The 17,320-nt window shown below is 65.5% G+C and carries 16 protein-coding genes; 3 read left to right on the top strand and 13 right to left on the bottom strand.

Annotation, left to right across the window (positions count from 1 at the left end; all coding sequences use genetic code 11):
• Nucleotides 1-68: 68 nt before the first annotated feature.
• Entirely contained in the window at nucleotides 69-1,679 is a 1,611-nt protein-coding gene (locus R3P95_RS22450; RefSeq protein ID WP_317533530.1) for an ABC-F family ATP-binding cassette domain-containing protein, read from the bottom strand.
• A 133-nt stretch (nucleotides 1,680-1,812) separates the two neighbouring features.
• Nucleotides 1,813-2,358 carry a hypothetical protein gene (locus R3P95_RS22445; protein WP_068049016.1) on the bottom strand — a complete coding sequence of 182 codons (546 nt, stop codon included), beginning with the start codon at nucleotides 2,356-2,358 and terminating at the stop codon, nucleotides 1,813-1,815.
• 91 nt (nucleotides 2,359-2,449) lie between these two features.
• On the opposite strand from R3P95_RS22445, the gene R3P95_RS22440 reads away from it, so the two are divergent.
• From R3P95_RS22440 to R3P95_RS22430, 3 genes are all read left to right on the top strand, one after another.
• The gene (locus tag R3P95_RS22440) at nucleotides 2,450-4,279 is read left to right on the top strand and encodes a penicillin-binding transpeptidase domain-containing protein (RefSeq protein ID WP_317533531.1); all 1,830 of its coding nucleotides are present in this window, start codon (nucleotides 2,450-2,452) and stop codon (nucleotides 4,277-4,279) included.
• A gap of 108 nt (nucleotides 4,280-4,387) precedes the next feature.
• Nucleotides 4,388-6,049 carry an NTF2-like N-terminal transpeptidase domain-containing protein gene (locus R3P95_RS22435; RefSeq protein WP_317549565.1) on the top strand — a complete coding sequence of 554 codons (1,662 nt, stop codon included), beginning with the start codon at nucleotides 4,388-4,390 and terminating at the stop codon, nucleotides 6,047-6,049.
• Nucleotides 6,050-6,116: 67 nt separating this feature from the next.
• Nucleotides 6,117-6,863: a sulfite exporter TauE/SafE family protein gene (locus tag R3P95_RS22430; protein ID WP_068049019.1), complete on the top strand. Its 747-nt coding sequence runs from the start codon at nucleotides 6,117-6,119 to the stop codon at nucleotides 6,861-6,863.
• On the opposite strand, the gene R3P95_RS22425 is transcribed toward R3P95_RS22430, so the two are convergent.
• The 11 genes from R3P95_RS22425 to nhaA all read right to left on the bottom strand — a co-directional run bounded on the left by R3P95_RS22425 (nucleotide 6,848) and on the right by nhaA (nucleotide 17,263).
• A complete protein-coding gene (locus tag R3P95_RS22425) occupies nucleotides 6,848-8,080 on the bottom strand; it encodes an MFS transporter (protein WP_317549556.1) in 1,233 nt (410 codons plus the stop codon). The two genes, R3P95_RS22430 and R3P95_RS22425, sit on opposite strands and share 16 nt — an antisense overlap.
• On the bottom strand, nucleotides 8,073-9,407 hold the full coding sequence (locus R3P95_RS22420; protein WP_317549555.1) for an FAD-dependent oxidoreductase: 1,335 nt from the start codon (nucleotides 9,405-9,407) through the stop codon (nucleotides 8,073-8,075). The genes R3P95_RS22425 and R3P95_RS22420 overlap by 8 nt, the downstream gene beginning before the upstream one ends.
• The gene (locus tag R3P95_RS22415) at nucleotides 9,404-10,459 is read right to left on the bottom strand and encodes an ArsO family NAD(P)H-dependent flavin-containing monooxygenase (RefSeq protein WP_317549554.1); all 1,056 of its coding nucleotides are present in this window, start codon (nucleotides 10,457-10,459) and stop codon (nucleotides 9,404-9,406) included. The genes R3P95_RS22420 and R3P95_RS22415 overlap by 4 nt, the downstream gene beginning before the upstream one ends.
• 5 nt (nucleotides 10,460-10,464) lie before the next feature.
• A complete protein-coding gene (locus tag R3P95_RS22410; RefSeq protein WP_317533534.1) occupies nucleotides 10,465-10,881 on the bottom strand; it encodes an arsenate-mycothiol transferase ArsC in 417 nt (138 codons plus the stop codon).
• Nucleotides 10,878-11,300: an arsenate reductase ArsC gene (locus R3P95_RS22405; RefSeq protein ID WP_068049031.1), complete on the bottom strand. Its 423-nt coding sequence runs from the start codon at nucleotides 11,298-11,300 to the stop codon at nucleotides 10,878-10,880. The genes R3P95_RS22410 and R3P95_RS22405 overlap by 4 nt, the downstream gene beginning before the upstream one ends.
• Before the next feature lie 36 nt (nucleotides 11,301-11,336).
• Nucleotides 11,337-12,011, bottom strand: coding sequence for an arsenate reductase/protein-tyrosine-phosphatase family protein (locus R3P95_RS22400; protein ID WP_317549553.1), 675 nt, complete (start codon nucleotides 12,009-12,011; stop codon nucleotides 11,337-11,339).
• A complete protein-coding gene (gene arsB / locus R3P95_RS22395) occupies nucleotides 12,011-13,099 on the bottom strand; it encodes an ACR3 family arsenite efflux transporter (protein WP_068049037.1) in 1,089 nt (362 codons plus the stop codon). Before arsB ends, R3P95_RS22400 begins: the two co-directional genes overlap by 1 nt.
• Nucleotides 13,096-13,461, bottom strand: coding sequence for an ArsR/SmtB family transcription factor (locus R3P95_RS22390; protein ID WP_317549552.1), 366 nt, complete (start codon nucleotides 13,459-13,461; stop codon nucleotides 13,096-13,098). The genes arsB and R3P95_RS22390 overlap by 4 nt, the downstream gene beginning before the upstream one ends.
• A 31-nt stretch (nucleotides 13,462-13,492) precedes the next feature.
• On the bottom strand, nucleotides 13,493-14,746 hold the full coding sequence (locus R3P95_RS22385) for an APC family permease (RefSeq protein WP_317549551.1): 1,254 nt from the start codon (nucleotides 14,744-14,746) through the stop codon (nucleotides 13,493-13,495).
• A gap of 66 nt (nucleotides 14,747-14,812) precedes the next feature.
• Nucleotides 14,813-15,910, bottom strand: coding sequence for a serine hydrolase domain-containing protein (locus R3P95_RS22380; RefSeq protein ID WP_317549550.1), 1,098 nt, complete (start codon nucleotides 15,908-15,910; stop codon nucleotides 14,813-14,815).
• Between the two features lie 42 nt (nucleotides 15,911-15,952).
• Nucleotides 15,953-17,263 (bottom strand): Na+/H+ antiporter NhaA, encoded by a 1,311-nt coding sequence (gene nhaA, locus R3P95_RS22375; RefSeq protein ID WP_068049049.1) that lies wholly within the window; start codon nucleotides 17,261-17,263, stop codon nucleotides 15,953-15,955.
• Between the last annotated feature and the right edge of the window lie 57 nt (nucleotides 17,264-17,320).

Below are 17,320 nucleotides of genomic sequence, written 5' to 3'. Positions count from 1 at the left end.
CACATTGTGAGTCAGGCCCCGGCCCACTGCAGATATCCAGTATCAACCGGACATATCCATACTCACAGTCACATTGACTCCCTACGGGCGGGCGCTTCTTCGGCGGACTCGGGAGACTCGGCGGTCGGGGTGAGGTCGACGGTGTGGGTGGGTCCGATGGCGTCGAGGAACGGTCGATCGTGGCTGGCGATGATCAGTGCACCTTCGAATGTCTCCAGCGCGTCGATGAGGTGTTGTCGGCTGGTGATGTCGAGGTTGTTGGTCGGCTCGTCGAGTATCAGTAGTTTCGGAGCAGGCTCGGCCAGCAGTATTCGGGCCAGTGCGGCCCGCAGTCGTTCGCCACCGGAGAGGGTGGCGACGACGGCGTCGGCGTCGGATCCGCGGAACAGGAAGCGGGCGAGTTGGCCGCGGATCTGTTCGGCCGTGGCCTGCGGAGCGACGTCGGCAATGTTCTCGGCGACGGTGCGGGATTCGCCGAAGACGTCGAGTCGCTGCGGGAGATACTTCCACGGCACCTCTGCCCCGGTGGCGTCCAGGGCCCGCAGCAGCGTGGTCTTTCCGCTGCCGTTCGGTCCGATCAGTGCAATGCGCTCGGGCCCGACAACGCTGAGCTCCTGATGGTCGAGAATCACCTGTCCCGCGTGGACTTTCGTCGCCGGGAGGTCGACGCGTATCTCGCGGTCGTCGCGCAGGAGGTCCTCGGCGGCCGACAGGGACGATCGGGCGTCGTCGACGCGGTCGCTGTGGGTTCCGTGGAGTTTGCCTGCCGATTCCTGGGCCGCCCGCTTGCGTCGACCCGCAAGGATCGGTGGCACGCGCTTCTGTTCTTCCATCTTCTTGCCGAAGCGCAGACGTCGGTCGAGTTTGATTCGGGTGTCGATCAATTCGCGTTCCTGCTTGCGGACGTCGTTCTTCGCATCGCGGATCGTCGCCCGTGCCGCCTGCTGTTCCGCGTCGATCACCTCTCGGTAGTGCTGGTAGTTGCCGCCGAACATGCGCAGCCGGGACACTCCGCTGCGCTCTGCTCGCACCTCGGCGATGGTGTCGACGCGTTCGAGCAACTCGAGGTCGTGAGTGCACACGATCAGCACACCCGGGTAGCCGTCGACAGCCGTGTATAACCGTTCTCGCGCAACCTGATCGAGATTGTTGGTCGGCTCGTCCAGTAGCAGTACGTCGGGTTGGGCGAGCAATTGTGCGGTGAGTGCCAGCAGCGTCGTCTCGCCGCCCGACAGGGTGCCGACGCGGCGATCCAGGTCGCCCACAGACCCGACGATGCTGCCGAGGCCGAGCTTGTTCAGCAGTGCCAGAGCGCGCTCCTCGACGTCCCACGCCGATCCGACGATTGCGAAGTCGTCCTCGGTGGAGGAGCCGGACTCTATGCGATGCAGTGCTTTTCGCACCGACTCGATGGCCAGCACCCGATCCACGGGCAGATCGGGGTCCAGTGCGACGTCCTGGCGTAGATGGCCCAGCACGCCGGGAGTCGAGATCGAACCGCGCTGCGGAGTCAACTCCCCGGCGAGCAATCGCAGGAGCGTCGACTTTCCCGCGCCGTTGGAGCCGATGAGACCTGTTGTGCCGCTGGGAAAGATCGCCGACATGGCGTCGAACACGGAGTCCCCGTCGGGCCAGGCAAACGTCAGATGCGAGACAGAAAGGGAGGATGAATGAGGCATGGATGCTCCAAAGGTGTGCATGCGGACGATCTGCAGGCGTCTAGAACCTTTGGAAGAGCAATGGCCTCTCCGAATCTGTGGGCAACAAGGCAAAGGCCACGTTAGCTCCGAACCCGTCGGGCACGCAATCGAATTACACCGACGGGCCCTTCTTGCGTAGTTCGTCGACCGTCGTCATGGCGCCCCGCAATTCGTCGAGCCACTCCTGGGTGTGCTCGCCGACGAGCTTCACGGCCCAGGCCAGAGCGTCGGCCCGGGAGCGGGCGACGCCGGCGTCGACGAGAGTGTCCAGGACGCGACGCTCGGGCTGACGCAGGCGTGTCATGACCGGGACGGCGAGGTGGGTGAACAGGACCACCTCGGACCCGGTCCGAACGCCCCACGCGACCTTGCGGCCGTATCGCTTCTCGGCCTCGTCGGCGATCTGCATGCGGTCGCCCCGGGTGGTTTCGCGGAATCGCGCGATGCGGCCCTCGGTGGCTGCGGATGAACTGTCCTGCTCCACGGGCAATGTTCCGACGACGACGATTTCCTCACGGTCGACCTCGACCGAGGCGGCACCGTCGAACCAGGTGTCCGGGAGTCGGCCACCGAACCAGTCGGCTGCATCGGTGGCATCCGGAATGTCTGCGTGCTGCCAGCCGCCGGGGCGACCGAACGAGCGTCCGTTGGGTTTCATGGGGACTCCTCGGTGGGTGTTGTAAGACTGATTACATAATTACACCTCATTTCGAGATCGTGCCACCGGTGTTTCGCGGATGCGCTGGGGCATGATCGACCCCGTGCGCACTTCGAGAAGACCGACGACTCTGGCCGCGATCGTGTCCGTACTGGCACTGGTGCTCGCCGCCTGCGGGCAGAGTGGGCCGGATCAGCCGCAGACCGTCGCCGAGCAGTTCGCGGAGGCGGTGAACAGCTCGAACATCGATCAGGCCGCCGCGTTGACGACCGACCCGGCAGGCGCGACGGCAGCGCTCACCGAGCTGTACGACGGGTTGTCGGCCGGCGGAACGGTGACGGCCACTCCCGATTTCGAGGCCGTCGACGCCAACGAGGATGCGGGCACGTTCACGTTGAATGCCGGCTGGCGGTTCTCGACGACCACCGACGGCACCGCCGAACCCGACGGCGAACCGAAGGAGTGGAACTACACGACCTCTGCGACAGCGGCCGAGACCGAGCAGGGCTGGAAGATCACCTGGGATCCGGCGATGTTGGTTCCGGGCCTGACCGCCGACTCGTCGGTGCGTTTCACTCCCACCGATGCGCTCGTCGCACCGCGCATCTTCGACGGCAACGGCGTCGAGTTGATGTCGCAGCAGGTGGTCACTCTCGTCAACGCCGATGCGACGGCCGATCCGGCAGCGGTCGCGAATCTCGTCGGCTCCGTCGTTCCGGGTGTCACGGCCGAATCTGTGGCGGCGACTGTTGCCGGCGCGCAAGGTAACTCAGCGACGATCGTCACCCTCCGTCAGTCCGATATCGACCCCATCGGTGCTCAGCTCGCGGCCGTCCCCGGAGTCACCCTGGCTCCGCAGACGCGGCTGCTCGCCACCGACCGGAACCTCGTTTCGCCGGTCCTCAACGACCTGACGACGCTGTGGGAGCAGGAGCAGGCCGCCAATCGTGGATGGGCTGTGCAGGCCGTTGCCGCGGACGGCTCCATCACCCCGCTTGCCGGCCGCGACGCCGCAACGGGAGACGACATCGCGACCACCCTGGATTCGGCACTGCAGCTCAAAGCCGAGAATGCTCTCGCGTCGCTGCCGCAGCAGGCGGCCATCGTTGCGCTTCGGCCGTCGACGGGTGCGGTTCTCGCCGTGGCGCAGAACGCCGCCGCGGACGCCGAGGGTCCGATCGCCCTCACCGGTCTGTACCCGCCGGGGTCGACGTTCAAGACGGTGACCACCTCGGCTGCACTGCAGTCCGGTGCAGTCACCCCCGATACCGTGCTGCCGTGTCCGGCGACCGAGAACATCGAGGGTCGGCAGATCCCGAACGACGACAACTTCGATCTCGGCAACGTGCCGCTGCACACCGCTTTCGCCAGGTCCTGCAACACGACGATGGGCCGCCTGGGCGTGGCGCTCCCACCGAACGGGCTGACCGACGCGGCCGCGCAGTACGGCCTCGGCGTCGACTACGTCACCCCCGGTCTGACGACCGTCACCGGTTCGGTGCCGTCCGCCGACACCCCGGCGCAGCGGGTCGAATCCGCCATCGGCCAGGGGCAGGTGACCGCGTCGCCGTTCGGAATGGCGCTGGTCGCGTCGTCGATCGCGAACAACAGATTGCTCCCACCGACGGTGGTCCCCAGTGAGCCGGGAGTGGGAAACATGCAGCCGGCAGCGGTGAACCCGCAGGTCACCGAGCAGATCAAGGCCATGATGCGCGAGACGATCACCGGCGGCACGGCCACAGCGCTGAACGACATCCCCGGGTTGCTCGGCAAGACCGGCACCGCCGAATTCGGTGCGAACAACGAAGGAGCGCACGGCTGGTTCGTCGGTATCTCCGGCGATCTCGCGTTCGCGGTGTTCGTCAACGACGCAGGCAGTTCGACCCCGGCCATCGAAGCTGCGGGTCGCTTCCTGAGGTGAACAGCCTGAGGCAAACCGACCACGGCGTATCCCAATCGTGACCGGCTTGTATGAATCCCGTGCTTGTTACTCGTGTGACTACAGTGAATATTGTGACTCATGAGTTCTATGAGTCGTGCCCGTCGTGGCCCGCGCAAGGTTCGCGGTCGCTACCTCGTCGCCGTTGCAGCATCGGCGACGTTGACGGTCTCGGCAGCGTTCTGGATGGTCGATCGCCCACCGAGCGAGGCCGAGGTGCTGGTTTCGAAATTCGTCGACGCCTTGGACAACCGAGACGTCGCTGCCGCTGCCGCGATGACGACTTATCCGAACGCCGCGACGGCCGCGCTGAACCAGATGTTCGATGGCTTGTCGGCCGACGGCACGTCCACCGGGGATTTCGACCTGACCCAGTACATGGACCTCTCCGACGAGAGTGGCTACTTCACTCTCGCGTCGGCATGGAATTTCGGTGAGGGCAAGGACTGGAAGTACAGCGCTCAGGGCTCGACCAAGAAACTCAGCGTCGGCTGGCGCATCGCGTGGGATCCGGCCACTCTCGTCCCGGACCTCACCTCGGGCGGATCGGTTCGATACACCCGGACCGACGCTGCCCCGCCGCTGATCTTCGACGCCGCGAACAACGTGCTGATGAGCGAGCGAACCATCAACGCCATCTCCCTCGACCCGGCGCAGACGAGCGATCCAGTGGCGTCCACCGCGCAACTCGCAGACGTCATCGATGTCGTCGCACCGCTCATCACCTCCGAATCGATGCTGGCCGAGCTGAACTCGTCCGGCGGTGCACCGATCACCGCAGTGACCCTGCGTGACGACGATTTCGCCGTCCTCGAAGACGACCTGCGCGCCGTGCCGGGAGTGGTGGTTTCTCCGCAACCCAAGCTCATCGTCGACGACCGCCGGATCACCTCACCCGTGCTCGACTCGTTGCGAAGCGCATGGCAGCAAGGACGCGACGCCACCGCAGGCTGGGCCGTCGACACCTACACCGTCGACGGAATCGGCGAGCGCCGTGTCGGTTTCCAGGGGCCCGGTGGTCCTGACCTGCACGCGACGCTCGATCCGCGCGTTCAACTCGCCGCCGAGAATGCGGTGGTCATGGCGGGGTCGTCGGCGTCGATCGTCGCTCTGTCCACCTCGACCGGTGCGATTCTCGCTGCGGCACAGAACAGTTACGCGAACGAGCAGGGCGACGTGGTGTTCGGGGGCTCGTACCCGGCCGGCACCGCGTCGGAGTTGGTCAAGGCGGCACAGTCCGATCGCGGCGACGACAGCGCCGAGGATGCAGCTGCGGCACTGGGTCTCGGTATCAGCTACTCGATGCCCGGACTCGACGCCTACACCGGAACTCCCGCCGACAGTCGCAGCGCGATCGACGGCATCAGGGCCGTGTCGACCGCCTCCGGCGACGAGGCGACGGTGACTCCGTTCGGTCTCGCACAGATGGCGGCCGCGATCTCACGGGGCAGCGCTCCGACTCCGACGATCGTCGCCGGTCAGACCGCGGTCGCCAATCGTGAGTCCCGGGCACTCGGGTCGGATGCGGCAAATCGGTTGCGCGGCATACTTGCCGACTCGTCCCGCAGTAGCGGTCTCGACACGTTCGACGGGGTGCAGGGATTCGCCGGGGAAAGTGGCGACGATCGCTTCGTGCTCGCCACCAGCGGTGATGTCGCGTTCGCGGTCTACATCGAGGACGCGGACGGCGGGGATCAGGCAGTGCGCATGACGAGCCGGTTGCTGCAGGAGATGGCGAACCCCGTCGAGTAGGGCAGGAATGGAGCCTGCGAAATGACCAGGGATTCGGGTCGATCGTTAGGCACGGTAGTTTTATTCGGTGACTGTGCTCGATTTCGGACTCCTGGTGGTGGCCGGGTTCTTCGCCGGGCTCATCGGGTTCGTCACCGGGCTCGCATCGCTGGTCTCCTATCCTGCGCTGCTTGCGGTTGGTCTGCCTGCGGTGTCTGCGAACGTGACGAACACGGTCGCATTGGTCGCGGCAGGTGTCGGGGCGACGGCGAGTTCCTCGGCCGAGCTCGCCAAGGACGGCAAGCAGCTGGTTCGGTACGCGATCTACTCGGCTCTCGGCGGTACCACCGGTGCGGTTCTGTTGCTCAATACGCCGGACGGTTCGTTCGAGGTGGTCGTACCGTTCCTGGTGGCGATGGCAGCCATTGCGCTCCTGCTGCAGCCGAGTATTCGAAAGCTGTCCGGCGGCAGAGAGTTTCCGACGCTCTATCCGCTGGCCCTGTTCGCCGTGGCGATCTACGGCGGCTACTTCGGGGCCGGGGCGGGCGTCATCTTCCTGGCGTTGGCGTTGATCTGCACTTCGGATACCTTCTGGCGCGCAAGCGTTCTGAAGAGCTTCTTCCTCGGCATCGCCAATCTGATTGCGGCGATCATCTTTTCGTTCTTCGGTCAGGTGCACTGGTGGGCGGCGCTTGCGCTGGCCATCGGATGTTTCGTCGGCGGTGCCTGCGGGCCACCGACGGTCAAGGTGATCTCGCCGATCATCCTGCGCGTCGGCGTCGGAATTCTGGGACTGGGCCTCGCCGGGTGGCTGGGGTATCAGGCCTTCGGCTGATGGTCGGTGGTTGGCATGCTCAGCGCGGCCAGCCCGACGGCGGTCAGCGCCAGAAGGCCGAGAATCACGTACGCACCCGAGTAGCTTCCGGTCCATTCGGCGAGCACGGCACCGGCCCAGGGGGCCGAGGCCATCGCGATGACGATCGGCGCAGACATGATGCCGCTCAGATGCCCGTACTGGCTCGGACCCCAGCGATCGGTGATGGCGGTGGCCTGGACGAGTGTGAACAGTCCGCGCGCGAGTCCGGCACCGATCGCGACGGCGATCAGCGCCACGACCGAGGTGGCGACGCCGAGCAGGATGGTCGACAGGGCAGTTGCGGCGATGATCCCTACGGTCCTGGTTCGGGTACCGGTGAAGCGTTGCAACGGAAGGTAACCGATTCGGCCGAGCACCTGCCCGGCTCCGCCGAGACCGAGAGCCGTTGCCGCGAGAGCGGTATCGGCACCGTGTTCGATCAGCAGCGGAACCAGATTGAAGATTCCGGCGAACGCGACGAAGCCGGTGACGCTCATCGCCGCGGTGAGCATGACGAACGGACGACTACGGACGGTCTGTGCAGCAGTAGGTACTGCTCGCGCGTGCGCGGACACATCCGTCGACGGCCACGGTCCGCGCAACCCGATCGTGTGCGCTGGAACGGTAACGACCAGTAGGACGACCGCGAGTACGAGATACGTTCGACGCCAATCGGAGTGGCCCGACAGGATCGCGGTCAGCGGAGCGAAGACCGTACTGGCCAGTCCCGCGGCCAGAGTGAGGATCATCAGGGCTCGGACGCGGTCGGTGCCCCACCACCGTGTCAATGCTGCGAAGGCAGGGGGATACAGCACCGCCCCCATGGCGATACCGGCCACGAACCATCCGAGAAAGAACAGCGGAAATGTCGGGGACGTCGCGATGAGAACCAGCGCGGGTATCGCGAGAATCGACCCTGCGCTCATCACCCAGCGCGGTCCGCGGTGGTCCAGGATGCGACCGACGGGAACTCCGACCAGTGCTGCAACGAACTGGCTGATCGAGAACGCGGCCACGATCGACGTCGTCGACCATCCGGTATCCGCGGAGATCGCAGGCGACAGAACGGGGAAGGCGTAGTACAGAATTCCCCAGCTGGTGATCTCCGTGACGCACAGAACCGACAGGATTCGGCGTCGCCCCGGGTGCGAAATTTCCAAGGGCGACGCCGAATCCACTGCCGCAGAGTCAGTCACGCGACGGTGCGCCGAGAGTGATCAACTCCGGCGCAGCAGGGGCACCGCAGCAACCGCCGCTCGACGGGGCGTCGGGCTCGTCGAACAGGCCCGCGCCGCCGCAGACACCGGTGTCGGGCAGCGTCAGCTCGACCTTTCGTGCGCCCTCGTGGTCGCCGGCGAGTTCGGCTGCGATGCTGCGAACCTGCTCGTATCCGGTCATTGCGAGGAACGTCGGCGCGCGGCCGTAGCTCTTCATACCCACCAGGTAGAAGCCGGGCTCGGGTTGGGTGAGTTCTTCGACTCCGTGCGGTGACACCGATCCGCACGAATGCATGTTGGGGTCCACCAATTCGGCGACGAACTTGGGTGCCTGCAGGGTGGGATCGAGATCGAGGCGAACCTCGGACAACCACGACAGATCCGGTCGGAAGCCGGTGAGTGCGACTACGCGATCGACATTTCCGATGCGAGCGCCGGTATCGCCGACGAGGGTCATCCGATCACCCTCGACCGCAACGGTTTCGGTGCGGAATCCCGACTGCACGGTGAGGAAGCCGTCGTCGACGGCTTTCTTGGCGCGTTGCCCCAGAGCGCCGCGGGCGGCGAGTTCGTCGGCTTCGCCGCCGCCGAACACGTCTGCGGTGACGCCTCGGCGCACGGCCCAGGTGAGCCTCGTTCCCGGTTCATCGGCCGCGAGTTCGGCGAAGGTGATGACGGCGGTCAGGGCGGAGTGGCCGCTGCCTGCGATGACCGTGTGCTTGCCCGCGAACTGGGCGCGAATCGCCGGATCGGTCAGATCGGGGACCCGGTAGTCGATTCTGTCGGCGGAGAACTTCTCACCGATGGCCGGAAGCCCCTCGCTACCCAGTGGATTCGGCGATCCCCAGGTGCCCGACGCGTCGACGACCGCGCGGGCGAGAACGCGTTCCTCGCTGCCGTCGGAATGCCGGATGTGCACGGACAGCGGCTCGGTGTCGCGGCCGGCGTCGACGACGCGGTCGCGTCCACGGCGGGCTACGCCGACCACTTCGGAGTCGACTCGAACAGCGTCTCCGAGGGCAGCGGCAAGGGGCGCGAGGTACTGCTCCACCCATTCCCGTCCGGTGGCGTAGGTGTCGCCGTCCGGTGCAGTCCAGCCGGTCGGCTCGAGCAACCGTGCGGCAGCAGGATCCACGACCTCGGACCACGGGGAGAACAATCGCACGTGGTTCCATTCGGACACTGCCGCGCCTGCGGACGGCCCGCGTTCGAGAACGACCACGGCAGAGCCGGTTTCGGTGAGATGTGCTGCGGCGGCAAGACCGATGGGGCCTGCGCCGATCACCACTACGGGGTATTCGTTCATGACTGATCTACCTTTCCTCGTCGAGCGAGAGTGTTCACTGCTGCGCGTGCGGTACGGCCGACGCCGATGAGCGTTGCCGATGCCGGTCCGGTCCAGTCGCCGTACCCCAGGAACATCAGGGGCGACTCGCCGTGAATATGATTGTCTTCCAACGTGATCCGAGGTCCGTCGGTGTGCAGGTGCAGCGGCTGCAGGTGCCGCAGCGCGGGCCGAAAGCCGGTGCACCAGACGATCGCATCCAGTTTCTCCGTCGTGTGCCCGTCCGTCACGCCGTCGGTTGTGATCGCCGTGAACATCGGCCGGGCCTGCATGACGCCGCGATCCCTGGCCTCCTTCACCGGCGGGACCATGACGATGTCGCCCAAGCCTGCGACCCCGCCGGTATCGGTGTCACCCGCTGCCAGCGCTCGGGCGCGGTCGCTGGCGACATCGAACAGCACGCGCCCATCGACGTCGTCGGGCAGGAATTTCGGCTCACGGCTGGTGTACCAGTAGGTATCGGCGACGGTGGAGATCTCGGCAAGTACCTGAGCAGCCGAGTTTCCGCCCCCGACGATTCCTACTCGCTTGCCCACGAATCGATCCGATGTGCGGTAGTCGGCGGCATGCAGTTGGGTCCCATCGAATTCACGCATGCCCGGGTAGCTCGGCCAGAAGGGCCGAGACCATGTTCCCGTCGCGTTGACGACTGCTGTGGCGGTGTACGACTCACCGTCGGTGTCGATTCGGTAGCCGCCCGGGACCCGATGCACGGCCGTCACCCGGATGGGCCGGTGCACCGGCAGTTCGTACTTCTTCTCGTACGCTCGCAAGTAGTCGACCACATGAGACGCGGGTGGGAAACCGTTGTGCCACGGAGGCATCGGCCAGCCGGGAAGTCTCGAGTACTCCGCCGGCGAGAACAGGTGCAGCGACGGCCAGTAGTCCTGCCAGGACCCTCCGGCATGCGTCTGGTCGTCGAGAACGACGAAGTCGAGACCGGCCCGTCGCAGGTAGTAACCGGCGGCCAGTCCTGCCTGACCGCCGCCGATCACCACCACGTCGTACTTCATTCGAGTCAAGCGTCGGTGCCGCGCATGCGAGATGCGAGTTCCTCGACGCGAGCGGCAATATCGTCACGGACCAGACGCATGCGTTCGATGCCGTCGATACCGCGTTCGGACGGCTCGTCGGTGTTCCAGTTCTCGAACGTCGGACCGTCCACTGGTTCCACATGTGCCTCGCTGCCGAGGGTGACGACGTAGTCCATGCGGGCGAGCAGATCGGGATCGATCGGCTTGGGTGCTTCGCCCGACAGGTCGACGCCGACTTCGAGAAGAGACTCGGCCGACAGCGCGTTGACGGCGCCACCCGGTTTCGTTCCGGCCGAGTGCACCTCCACCGAATCGCCCGCCGCCTTGCGCATCAGACCGGCGGCCATCTGCGACTTGCCGCCGTTCTTGACGCAGACGAACAGCACGCTGGGTGTCGTCATGACGCCGAACTCTGCTTCGCCGGAACCAGTTCGGCGATCAGGTCTTCGATTCGGCCTCTGATCTCGTCGCGAATCGGCCGCACCGCCTCGACGCCTTTGCCTGCCGGATCGGCCAGTGCCCAATCGCGGTAACTCACTCCGGGGAACACCGGGCAGGCGTCGCCGCAGCCCATGGTGATGACGACGTCGGATGTCTCGACGGCCTCGGGAGTGAGGATCTTCGGAGACTGCGACGAGATGTCGATGCCGACCTCGGCCATGGCCTCGACCGCCGCGGAATTGATGGTCTCTGCGGGTGCGCTACCGGCAGACCGCACTTCGACGGTATCGCCGGCGAGGTGGGACAGAAATCCGGCGGCCATCTGAGATCGACCGGCGTTGTGGACGCAGACGAAGAGAACGCTGGGTGTGTCGGACATGGAGTCGTATGCCTTTCGAGCGCGGAGGCCGATGCCTCAGGCCGGTACGGTGGTGGTGGTCAGCTCGGTGAGCAGTTGGCGGACACGCCCGTCGAGATCATCGCGGATGCGACGCACTTCGTCGATGGATTTGCCGTCGGGGTCGGTCAGTTGCCAGTCCAGGTAGCGCTTGCCGGGGTAGACCGCGCACGCATCGCCGCATCCCATGGACACCACGACATCTGCGGCAGCGACGACGTCGTCGGTCAACGGCTTGGGGAATTCGCTGCCCAGGTCGATGTCGAGCTCTTCCATCGCCTGCACGACGATCGGGTTGATTTCGTAGGTCGGGGCCGAGCCCGCGGATCGGACGTGGACCAGTCCCCGTCCGTGGTGTTCGAGCAAGGCCGCGGCCATCTGGGAGCGTCCGGCATTGTGGACGCAGATGAACAGCACCTCGGGCACGAGTTTCGGTGCGTCACCCTGTGATTGGGCCAGTGCAGTGAGACGGTCCGCGGCGAACTTGCCGGCCAGAGTGGTCAGGTGCGTGTGAATCTTCGAGGTTCGACGCAGTGCGGTGTAGGACTCGAAGACGTAACGCTCGACTGTTTGGGTGGAGAAGATGCCCTCGTATTCCGCGGCGAGTCTCTCTGCGGTGCGCGAGAGAATTGCTTGGGGCATCAACAGTTCGGGCTGGGCGCGGTGGCTGCTGGGAGAAAGGTTGTCGGACATCAGGACTCCTTTGTCGCTGTGGTCGCGGACGAACTCGGGGCGAAGCGTTTACGCAGTGCGAGCGAGACGTAGACGAGGCCGACCAGTACCGGCACCTCGATGAGTGGTCCGACGACTCCGGCGAGTGCCTGCCCGGATGTCGCGCCGTAGGTCGCGATTGCGACGGCGATGGCGAGCTCGAAATTGTTGCCTGCAGCGGTGAACGCGAGGGTGGTGGTGCGCTCGTAGCCCAGACCCATCGCGGCACCGAGTGCGTAGCCGCCGCCCCACATCACCGCGAAGTACACCAGTAGAGGCAGCGCGATACGCACCACGTCGAAGGGCTGTGACGTGATCTGATCACCCTGCAGCGCAAAGAGAATGACGATGGTGAACAGCAGGCCGTAGAGCGCCCACGGGGCGATCCTGGGGATGAACTTCTCCTCGTACCACTCGCGGCCCTTGGCGCGTTCACCGAAGAAGCGCGAGGCGAATCCCGCAATCAGCGGGATTCCGAGGAAGATCAACACCGATTTTGCGATCTGCCAGGGCGAGGCTTCGATGGTCGTCTGTTCCAACCCGAGCCAGCCGGGCAGGACGGAGAGGTAGAACCATCCGAGGATGGCGAACATGAAGACCTGGAACACCGAGTTGATCGCCACCAGCACGGCGGCAGCTTCTCGGTCTCCACAGGCGAGGTCGTTCCAGATGATGACCATCGCGATGCATCGAGCCAGGCCGACGATGATGAGCCCGGTTCGGTATTCGGGAAGGTCCGGCAGGAAAAGCCATGCGAGAGCGAACATCAGGGCCGGGCCGAGGATCCAGTTGAGGACCAGCGACCCGATCAGCAGGCGCTTGTCTCCGGTGACGGTGTCGAGGCGGTCGTAGCGCACCTTGGCCAGCACCGGGTACATCATGATCAGCAGGCCGATGGCGATCGGGAGCGACACGCCGTCGATGGAGATGGACGACAGTGCGTCGTTCAGCCCGGGGATCATGCGTCCGAGGATCAGGCCGACGACCATGGCCACACCGATCCATACGGGCAGGAACCGGTCGAGGGTGGAGAGCTTGCCGACTACGGCAGTATCGGTCGTCGTACTCATGCCATGACCTCCGTTGACTCTGCAGCGTTCAGCACTGCCGACAGTTGCTGCAGCGCAGCGGGAATCACCGAGTAGTAGACCCAGGTGCCGCGTCGTTCGCAGTCGAGCAACCCCGCCTCGCGCAATACCTTGAGGTGATGGGAGATGGTGGGCTGCGACAAGTCGAATGCGGGGGAGATGTCGCAGACACACGCTTCGCCGCCTGCATGGCTGGCAACGAGGCTGAGCAGACGCAGGCGGACTGGATCTCCCAGTGCCTTGAACATCCGGGCCAGATCTCCGGCCCAATCCTCGGTCAGGGGTTCGTGGATCAGCGGCGAGCAGCACTCGCCGTCGACGGACGACCGGTCTTGGTTCGACATGTGTCTATATTGACGTTCATCGAACCAGCCGTCAAGTGAACAGTTGTCGAACGCGAATCAGCCGGTAGGCGACACCGAGCACGACCACGACGGTTCCGACGGCAATGGAGGTGGCGGGCAGCGTGGCAATCAGGACGACGCATCCGATACTGCCGACGATCTGCAGAACCTTGGGGTACCGCCGGTTCTCGGTGTCCTGGGTATAAGCGCTCAGGTTCGCAACCAGGTAGTACAGCAACACCCCGAACGACGAGAAGCCGATGGCGTTCCGCAGATCGACGACGAGAACGACGACGCAGACGATCACTGCCAGAGTGATCTCGGCGCGATGCGGAACCGAATAGCGCGGATGCACCGCGGTCAGATACGACGGCAGGTCGTCGTGGCGCGCCATTGCCAGCGACGTGCGGCCGATGCCTGCGATCAGGGCGAGGAGGGCTCCCAGCGCGGCCAACGCCGCGCCGATGCGCATCAGCGGTGACGCCCACGAATGCCCCGATGCGACAACCAGATCGACCAGAGGAGCCGACGAAGACGCCAGTGAATCGGGGCCCAATACCGACAACAGGGTGAAGGCGATCACGGCATAGACCAGCAATGCGATACCCAGGGCGGAGACGATGGCGCGCGGAATGGTGCGTTCGGGTCGAACGACCTCCTCGCCGAGGGTCGCTATGCGGGCGTAGCCGGCGAAGGCGAAGAACAACAGGCCGGCCGACTGCAGAATTCCGTACCACCCGCTGTCGGTGAACGAGCCGAGCCCGTCGACGTTCGGCTCGATCGAGCCCGTCAGTCCCAGGACGACACCCACGACGAGCACGGTGAGCACGGCGGCGACCAGAATCTTCGTCAGCACGGCCGTACGGGTGATGCCGAAGTAGTTCACTGCCGTCAACGCAACGATGGCAAGAACAGCAACGACTTTCGTGTACCCGGCAGGTGCGACGTAGGCCGCGAACACCAGCGCCATGGCTGCGGAACTGGCGGTTTTGCCGATGACGAAGCTCCACCCGGCCAGAAAGCCGGGCCACTCGCCGAGCCGCTCTCGGCCGTAGATGTACGTTCCGCCCGACGTCGGATACTGCGCGGCGAGCTGCGCCGACGAGGTGGCGTTGCAGAACGCGACGACCGCAGCGATGCCGAGCCCGATCAGCAGACCCGTGCCCGCGACGGCCGATGCGGGGGCGAACGCCGCGAACACCCCGGCTCCGACCATCGAACCGACACCGATCGCGATGGCGTCGAACAGCCCGAGTCGACGGGCGAGCGATGGCGGATTCGTCATGCCAGGAACCGATTGTCGATCACGGCGACAACTGTAGGTGCTGCACCCGACTCGGCGTCGATCCTGTCAGCGCAGTTCCTGGAACTCCGACAGCAGCGCGAAGGTGGCCTCGCACAATTCGGTCTGCGTCAGCAGGATGCCGACCGTCCCGACCGGGTCGACGAAGAAGTCGGTGCCCTGCCCGCCGGACCATCCGTAACGACCGAGGTGCTCGCCTTCGGTGACGACCGAGACGCCGAATCCCCACCCCGTACCCGGCCAGAAGCCCGGGTAGAAACTGTCGTCCGTCTTGATCGAGGCGGGCACCTGGTCGTGTGTCATCAGCTCCAGGTGCTCGGTCGACACGGACGTGGGGATCGCACGGAGAAAGCGATGAAAATCGGTCACGGTCGACACCAGCTCGCCGTGACTCACGTCGACTGGGGGCGGTCCCGCATAGGGTCCGCCCGCGGCGGGTTCGGTCTCGATCAACGACCCGTCCTCGTACCGGTAGGCCGCCGTCAGGCGATGGCATCGGTCGGTGGGTACCCACAGTCCGGTGTCGGGCATGTCGAGTGGCCCGAACAGGTCGTCGCGGAGGTGATCCTGCAGAGACCGGCCGACGATACGAGAGACGAGGATGCCGAGGATCGCGAAGCCGTGGTGGTAGCGCCACCCGGTACCGGGCTGAAAAGCCAGCGGAAGATCCGCCATGCGTGCCAACCACTCGTCCGCGCCGAGCGGCGACGGCGCGGGGCCGGCCTCCGTGTCGTTGGCCCGCATCGCCCGAGCAAGCGGGGTGTCTCCCATCTGAATTCCGTACCCACTGGTGTTGGTGAGCAAGTGCCGCAACGTGATCGGCCGGTCCTGCGGAACGGTGTCGTCGAGTGCAGCGTCGGGGCGGGTGAGCACGGGGCGACCGGCGAGTTCGGGAAGCCAGGGCACGACGTCGTCGTCGAGCGTCAGCCGGCCCGCCTCCACGAGCCGCAGGGCGGCCACACCGGTGACGATCTTGGTCATCGACTGAATCCGGACCATTGCGTCGACCGCCATCGGTGGACCGCCGACCGCCGATGACCCGACCGCGACGGGTTCCGCATCGGGGCCACCCAGGAGCGCTGTTGCCCCCGGCATCAGGCCAGCGTCGATGTGCCGGGTCAACAGTTCGCGCACGGTCTCGCTCACGGACTCATCGTGTCACCGCAGCGGTCCGGATTCCAGCGCTCGCTACTTTTGGTACACGTCCGGGATGCCGTCGTGGTCGTCGTCGCGGGTCTCTTCGGTGTGGATGTCGCGGTAGGCCTTGTTGCGGCTGCGCAGGATGATGGCGGCCAACGATGCCGCGATGATCGAACCGGTGAGGACGCCGACCTTGACATGGTCGTCGCGTTGAGTTCCCTCGCCGAAGGCAAGGTCGCCGATCAGCAGCGAGACGGTGAATCCGATACCCGCGAGCATCGAGACGCCCAGGACGTCGAGCCATTTCAGTCCGGCGTCCAACGTCGCCCGGGTGAATCGGGATACGAGGTAGGTGGTGCCGAAGATGCCGATGGCCTTACCGATGACGAGGCCGGCGATGATGCCGATGGCGATCGGATCGGTCAGTGCGCTGGCCAGGCCGGAGAATCCGCCGACGGTGACACCGGCCGCACAGAATGCGAACAGGGGGACCGCGATGCCCGCCGAGATCGGCCGGATCTTGTGTTCGAAGTGCTCGGCGAGGCCGGGGCCCGCTTCGGGGCCACCGTTGGCCTTGCTGCGCATCACCGGGACGGCGAAGCCGAGCAACACGCCCGCGACGGTGGCGTGAACGCCGGACTCGTGCATGAGTACCCAGGTCACGACCGCCAGCGGGATGAGAATCCACCACGAGCGGACGCGCATCTGCACGGCCACCGCGAACAGCGCGAGCGGAATCAGTGTCAGGCCGAGCGCGATGAAATTGATGTCGTCGGTGTAGAAGATGGCAATGACGCTCACAGCGAGGAGGTCGTCGACCACAGCCAACGTCAGTAGGAAGGTACGCAGCGCGGTCGGCAGGTGGGTGCTGATCACGGCGAGGACGGCAACGGCGAACGCGATGTCGGTCGCGGTGGGGATTGCCCAACCGAGCAGGGCACCGTCTCCCGTGCCGAGGTTGATCAGCACGAAAATGACTGCCGGAACTGCCATTCCGCCGATCGCCGCGGCCACCGGTAGCGCGGCGCGTGCGGGATCGCGGAGATCGCCTGCGACGAATTCTCGCTTCAGTTCGAGTCCGACGACGAAGAAGAAGATGGCCAGCAGTCCGTCGGCGGCCCATGTCGAGAGCGTCAGATCGAGATGCAGCGCCGACGGTCCGACGCGGGTGCTCATCAGCGAGTCGTAGGCAGCGGACCACGGTGAGTTGGCCCAGACCAAGGCGATGAGGGTGGCGACGAGGAGCAGTGCGCCACCGACGGTCTCCTTGCGGAGGATCTGTGCGACGCGATCTGCCTCGGACCAGGAGCCCCGGGAGAACAGCGGCAATCGCGTTTTCGGGGTTGATGAATCTGTCACGGAGAGAACGCCTTTCGGTAGCTTCGTCGAGCTGCGAACCGACCGAATATCAGACAG

Source organism: Rhodococcus cercidiphylli (genome assembly GCF_033042225.1).
In the GTDB taxonomy this organism is placed as follows: Bacteria; Actinomycetota; Actinomycetes; order Mycobacteriales; family Mycobacteriaceae; genus Rhodococcoides.
Note: the sequence above shows the minus strand (reverse complement) of the source record. Positions and strands in the feature narration are given on the sequence as shown.

Bases quoted from the DNA above. Each gene is read 5' to 3' on its own strand.
- R3P95_RS22450 (WP_317533530.1), bottom strand. From the start codon at position 1,679: ATGCCTCATTCATCCTCCCTTTCTGTCTCGCATCTGACGTTTGCCTGG.
- R3P95_RS22445 (WP_068049016.1), bottom strand. From the start codon at position 2,358: ATGAAACCCAACGGACGCTCGTTCGGTCGCCCCGGCGGCTGGCAGCAC.
- R3P95_RS22440 (WP_317533531.1), top strand. From the start codon at position 2,450: ATGATCGACCCCGTGCGCACTTCGAGAAGACCGACGACTCTGGCCGCG.
- R3P95_RS22435 (WP_317549565.1), top strand. From the start codon at position 4,388: ATGAGTCGTGCCCGTCGTGGCCCGCGCAAGGTTCGCGGTCGCTACCTC.
- R3P95_RS22420 (WP_317549555.1), bottom strand. From the start codon at position 9,407: ATGAACGAATACCCCGTAGTGGTGATCGGCGCAGGCCCCATCGGTCTT.
- R3P95_RS22415 (WP_317549554.1), bottom strand. From the start codon at position 10,459: ATGAAGTACGACGTGGTGGTGATCGGCGGCGGTCAGGCAGGACTGGCC.
- R3P95_RS22410 (WP_317533534.1), bottom strand. From the start codon at position 10,881: ATGACGACACCCAGCGTGCTGTTCGTCTGCGTCAAGAACGGCGGCAAG.
- R3P95_RS22405 (WP_068049031.1), bottom strand. From the start codon at position 11,300: ATGTCCGACACACCCAGCGTTCTCTTCGTCTGCGTCCACAACGCCGGT.
- R3P95_RS22400 (WP_317549553.1), bottom strand. From the start codon at position 12,011: ATGTCCGACAACCTTTCTCCCAGCAGCCACCGCGCCCAGCCCGAACTG.
- arsB (WP_068049037.1), bottom strand. From the start codon at position 13,099: ATGAGTACGACGACCGATACTGCCGTAGTCGGCAAGCTCTCCACCCTC.
- R3P95_RS22390 (WP_317549552.1), bottom strand. From the start codon at position 13,461: ATGTCGAACCAAGACCGGTCGTCCGTCGACGGCGAGTGCTGCTCGCCG.
- R3P95_RS22385 (WP_317549551.1), bottom strand. From the start codon at position 14,746: ATGACGAATCCGCCATCGCTCGCCCGTCGACTCGGGCTGTTCGACGCC.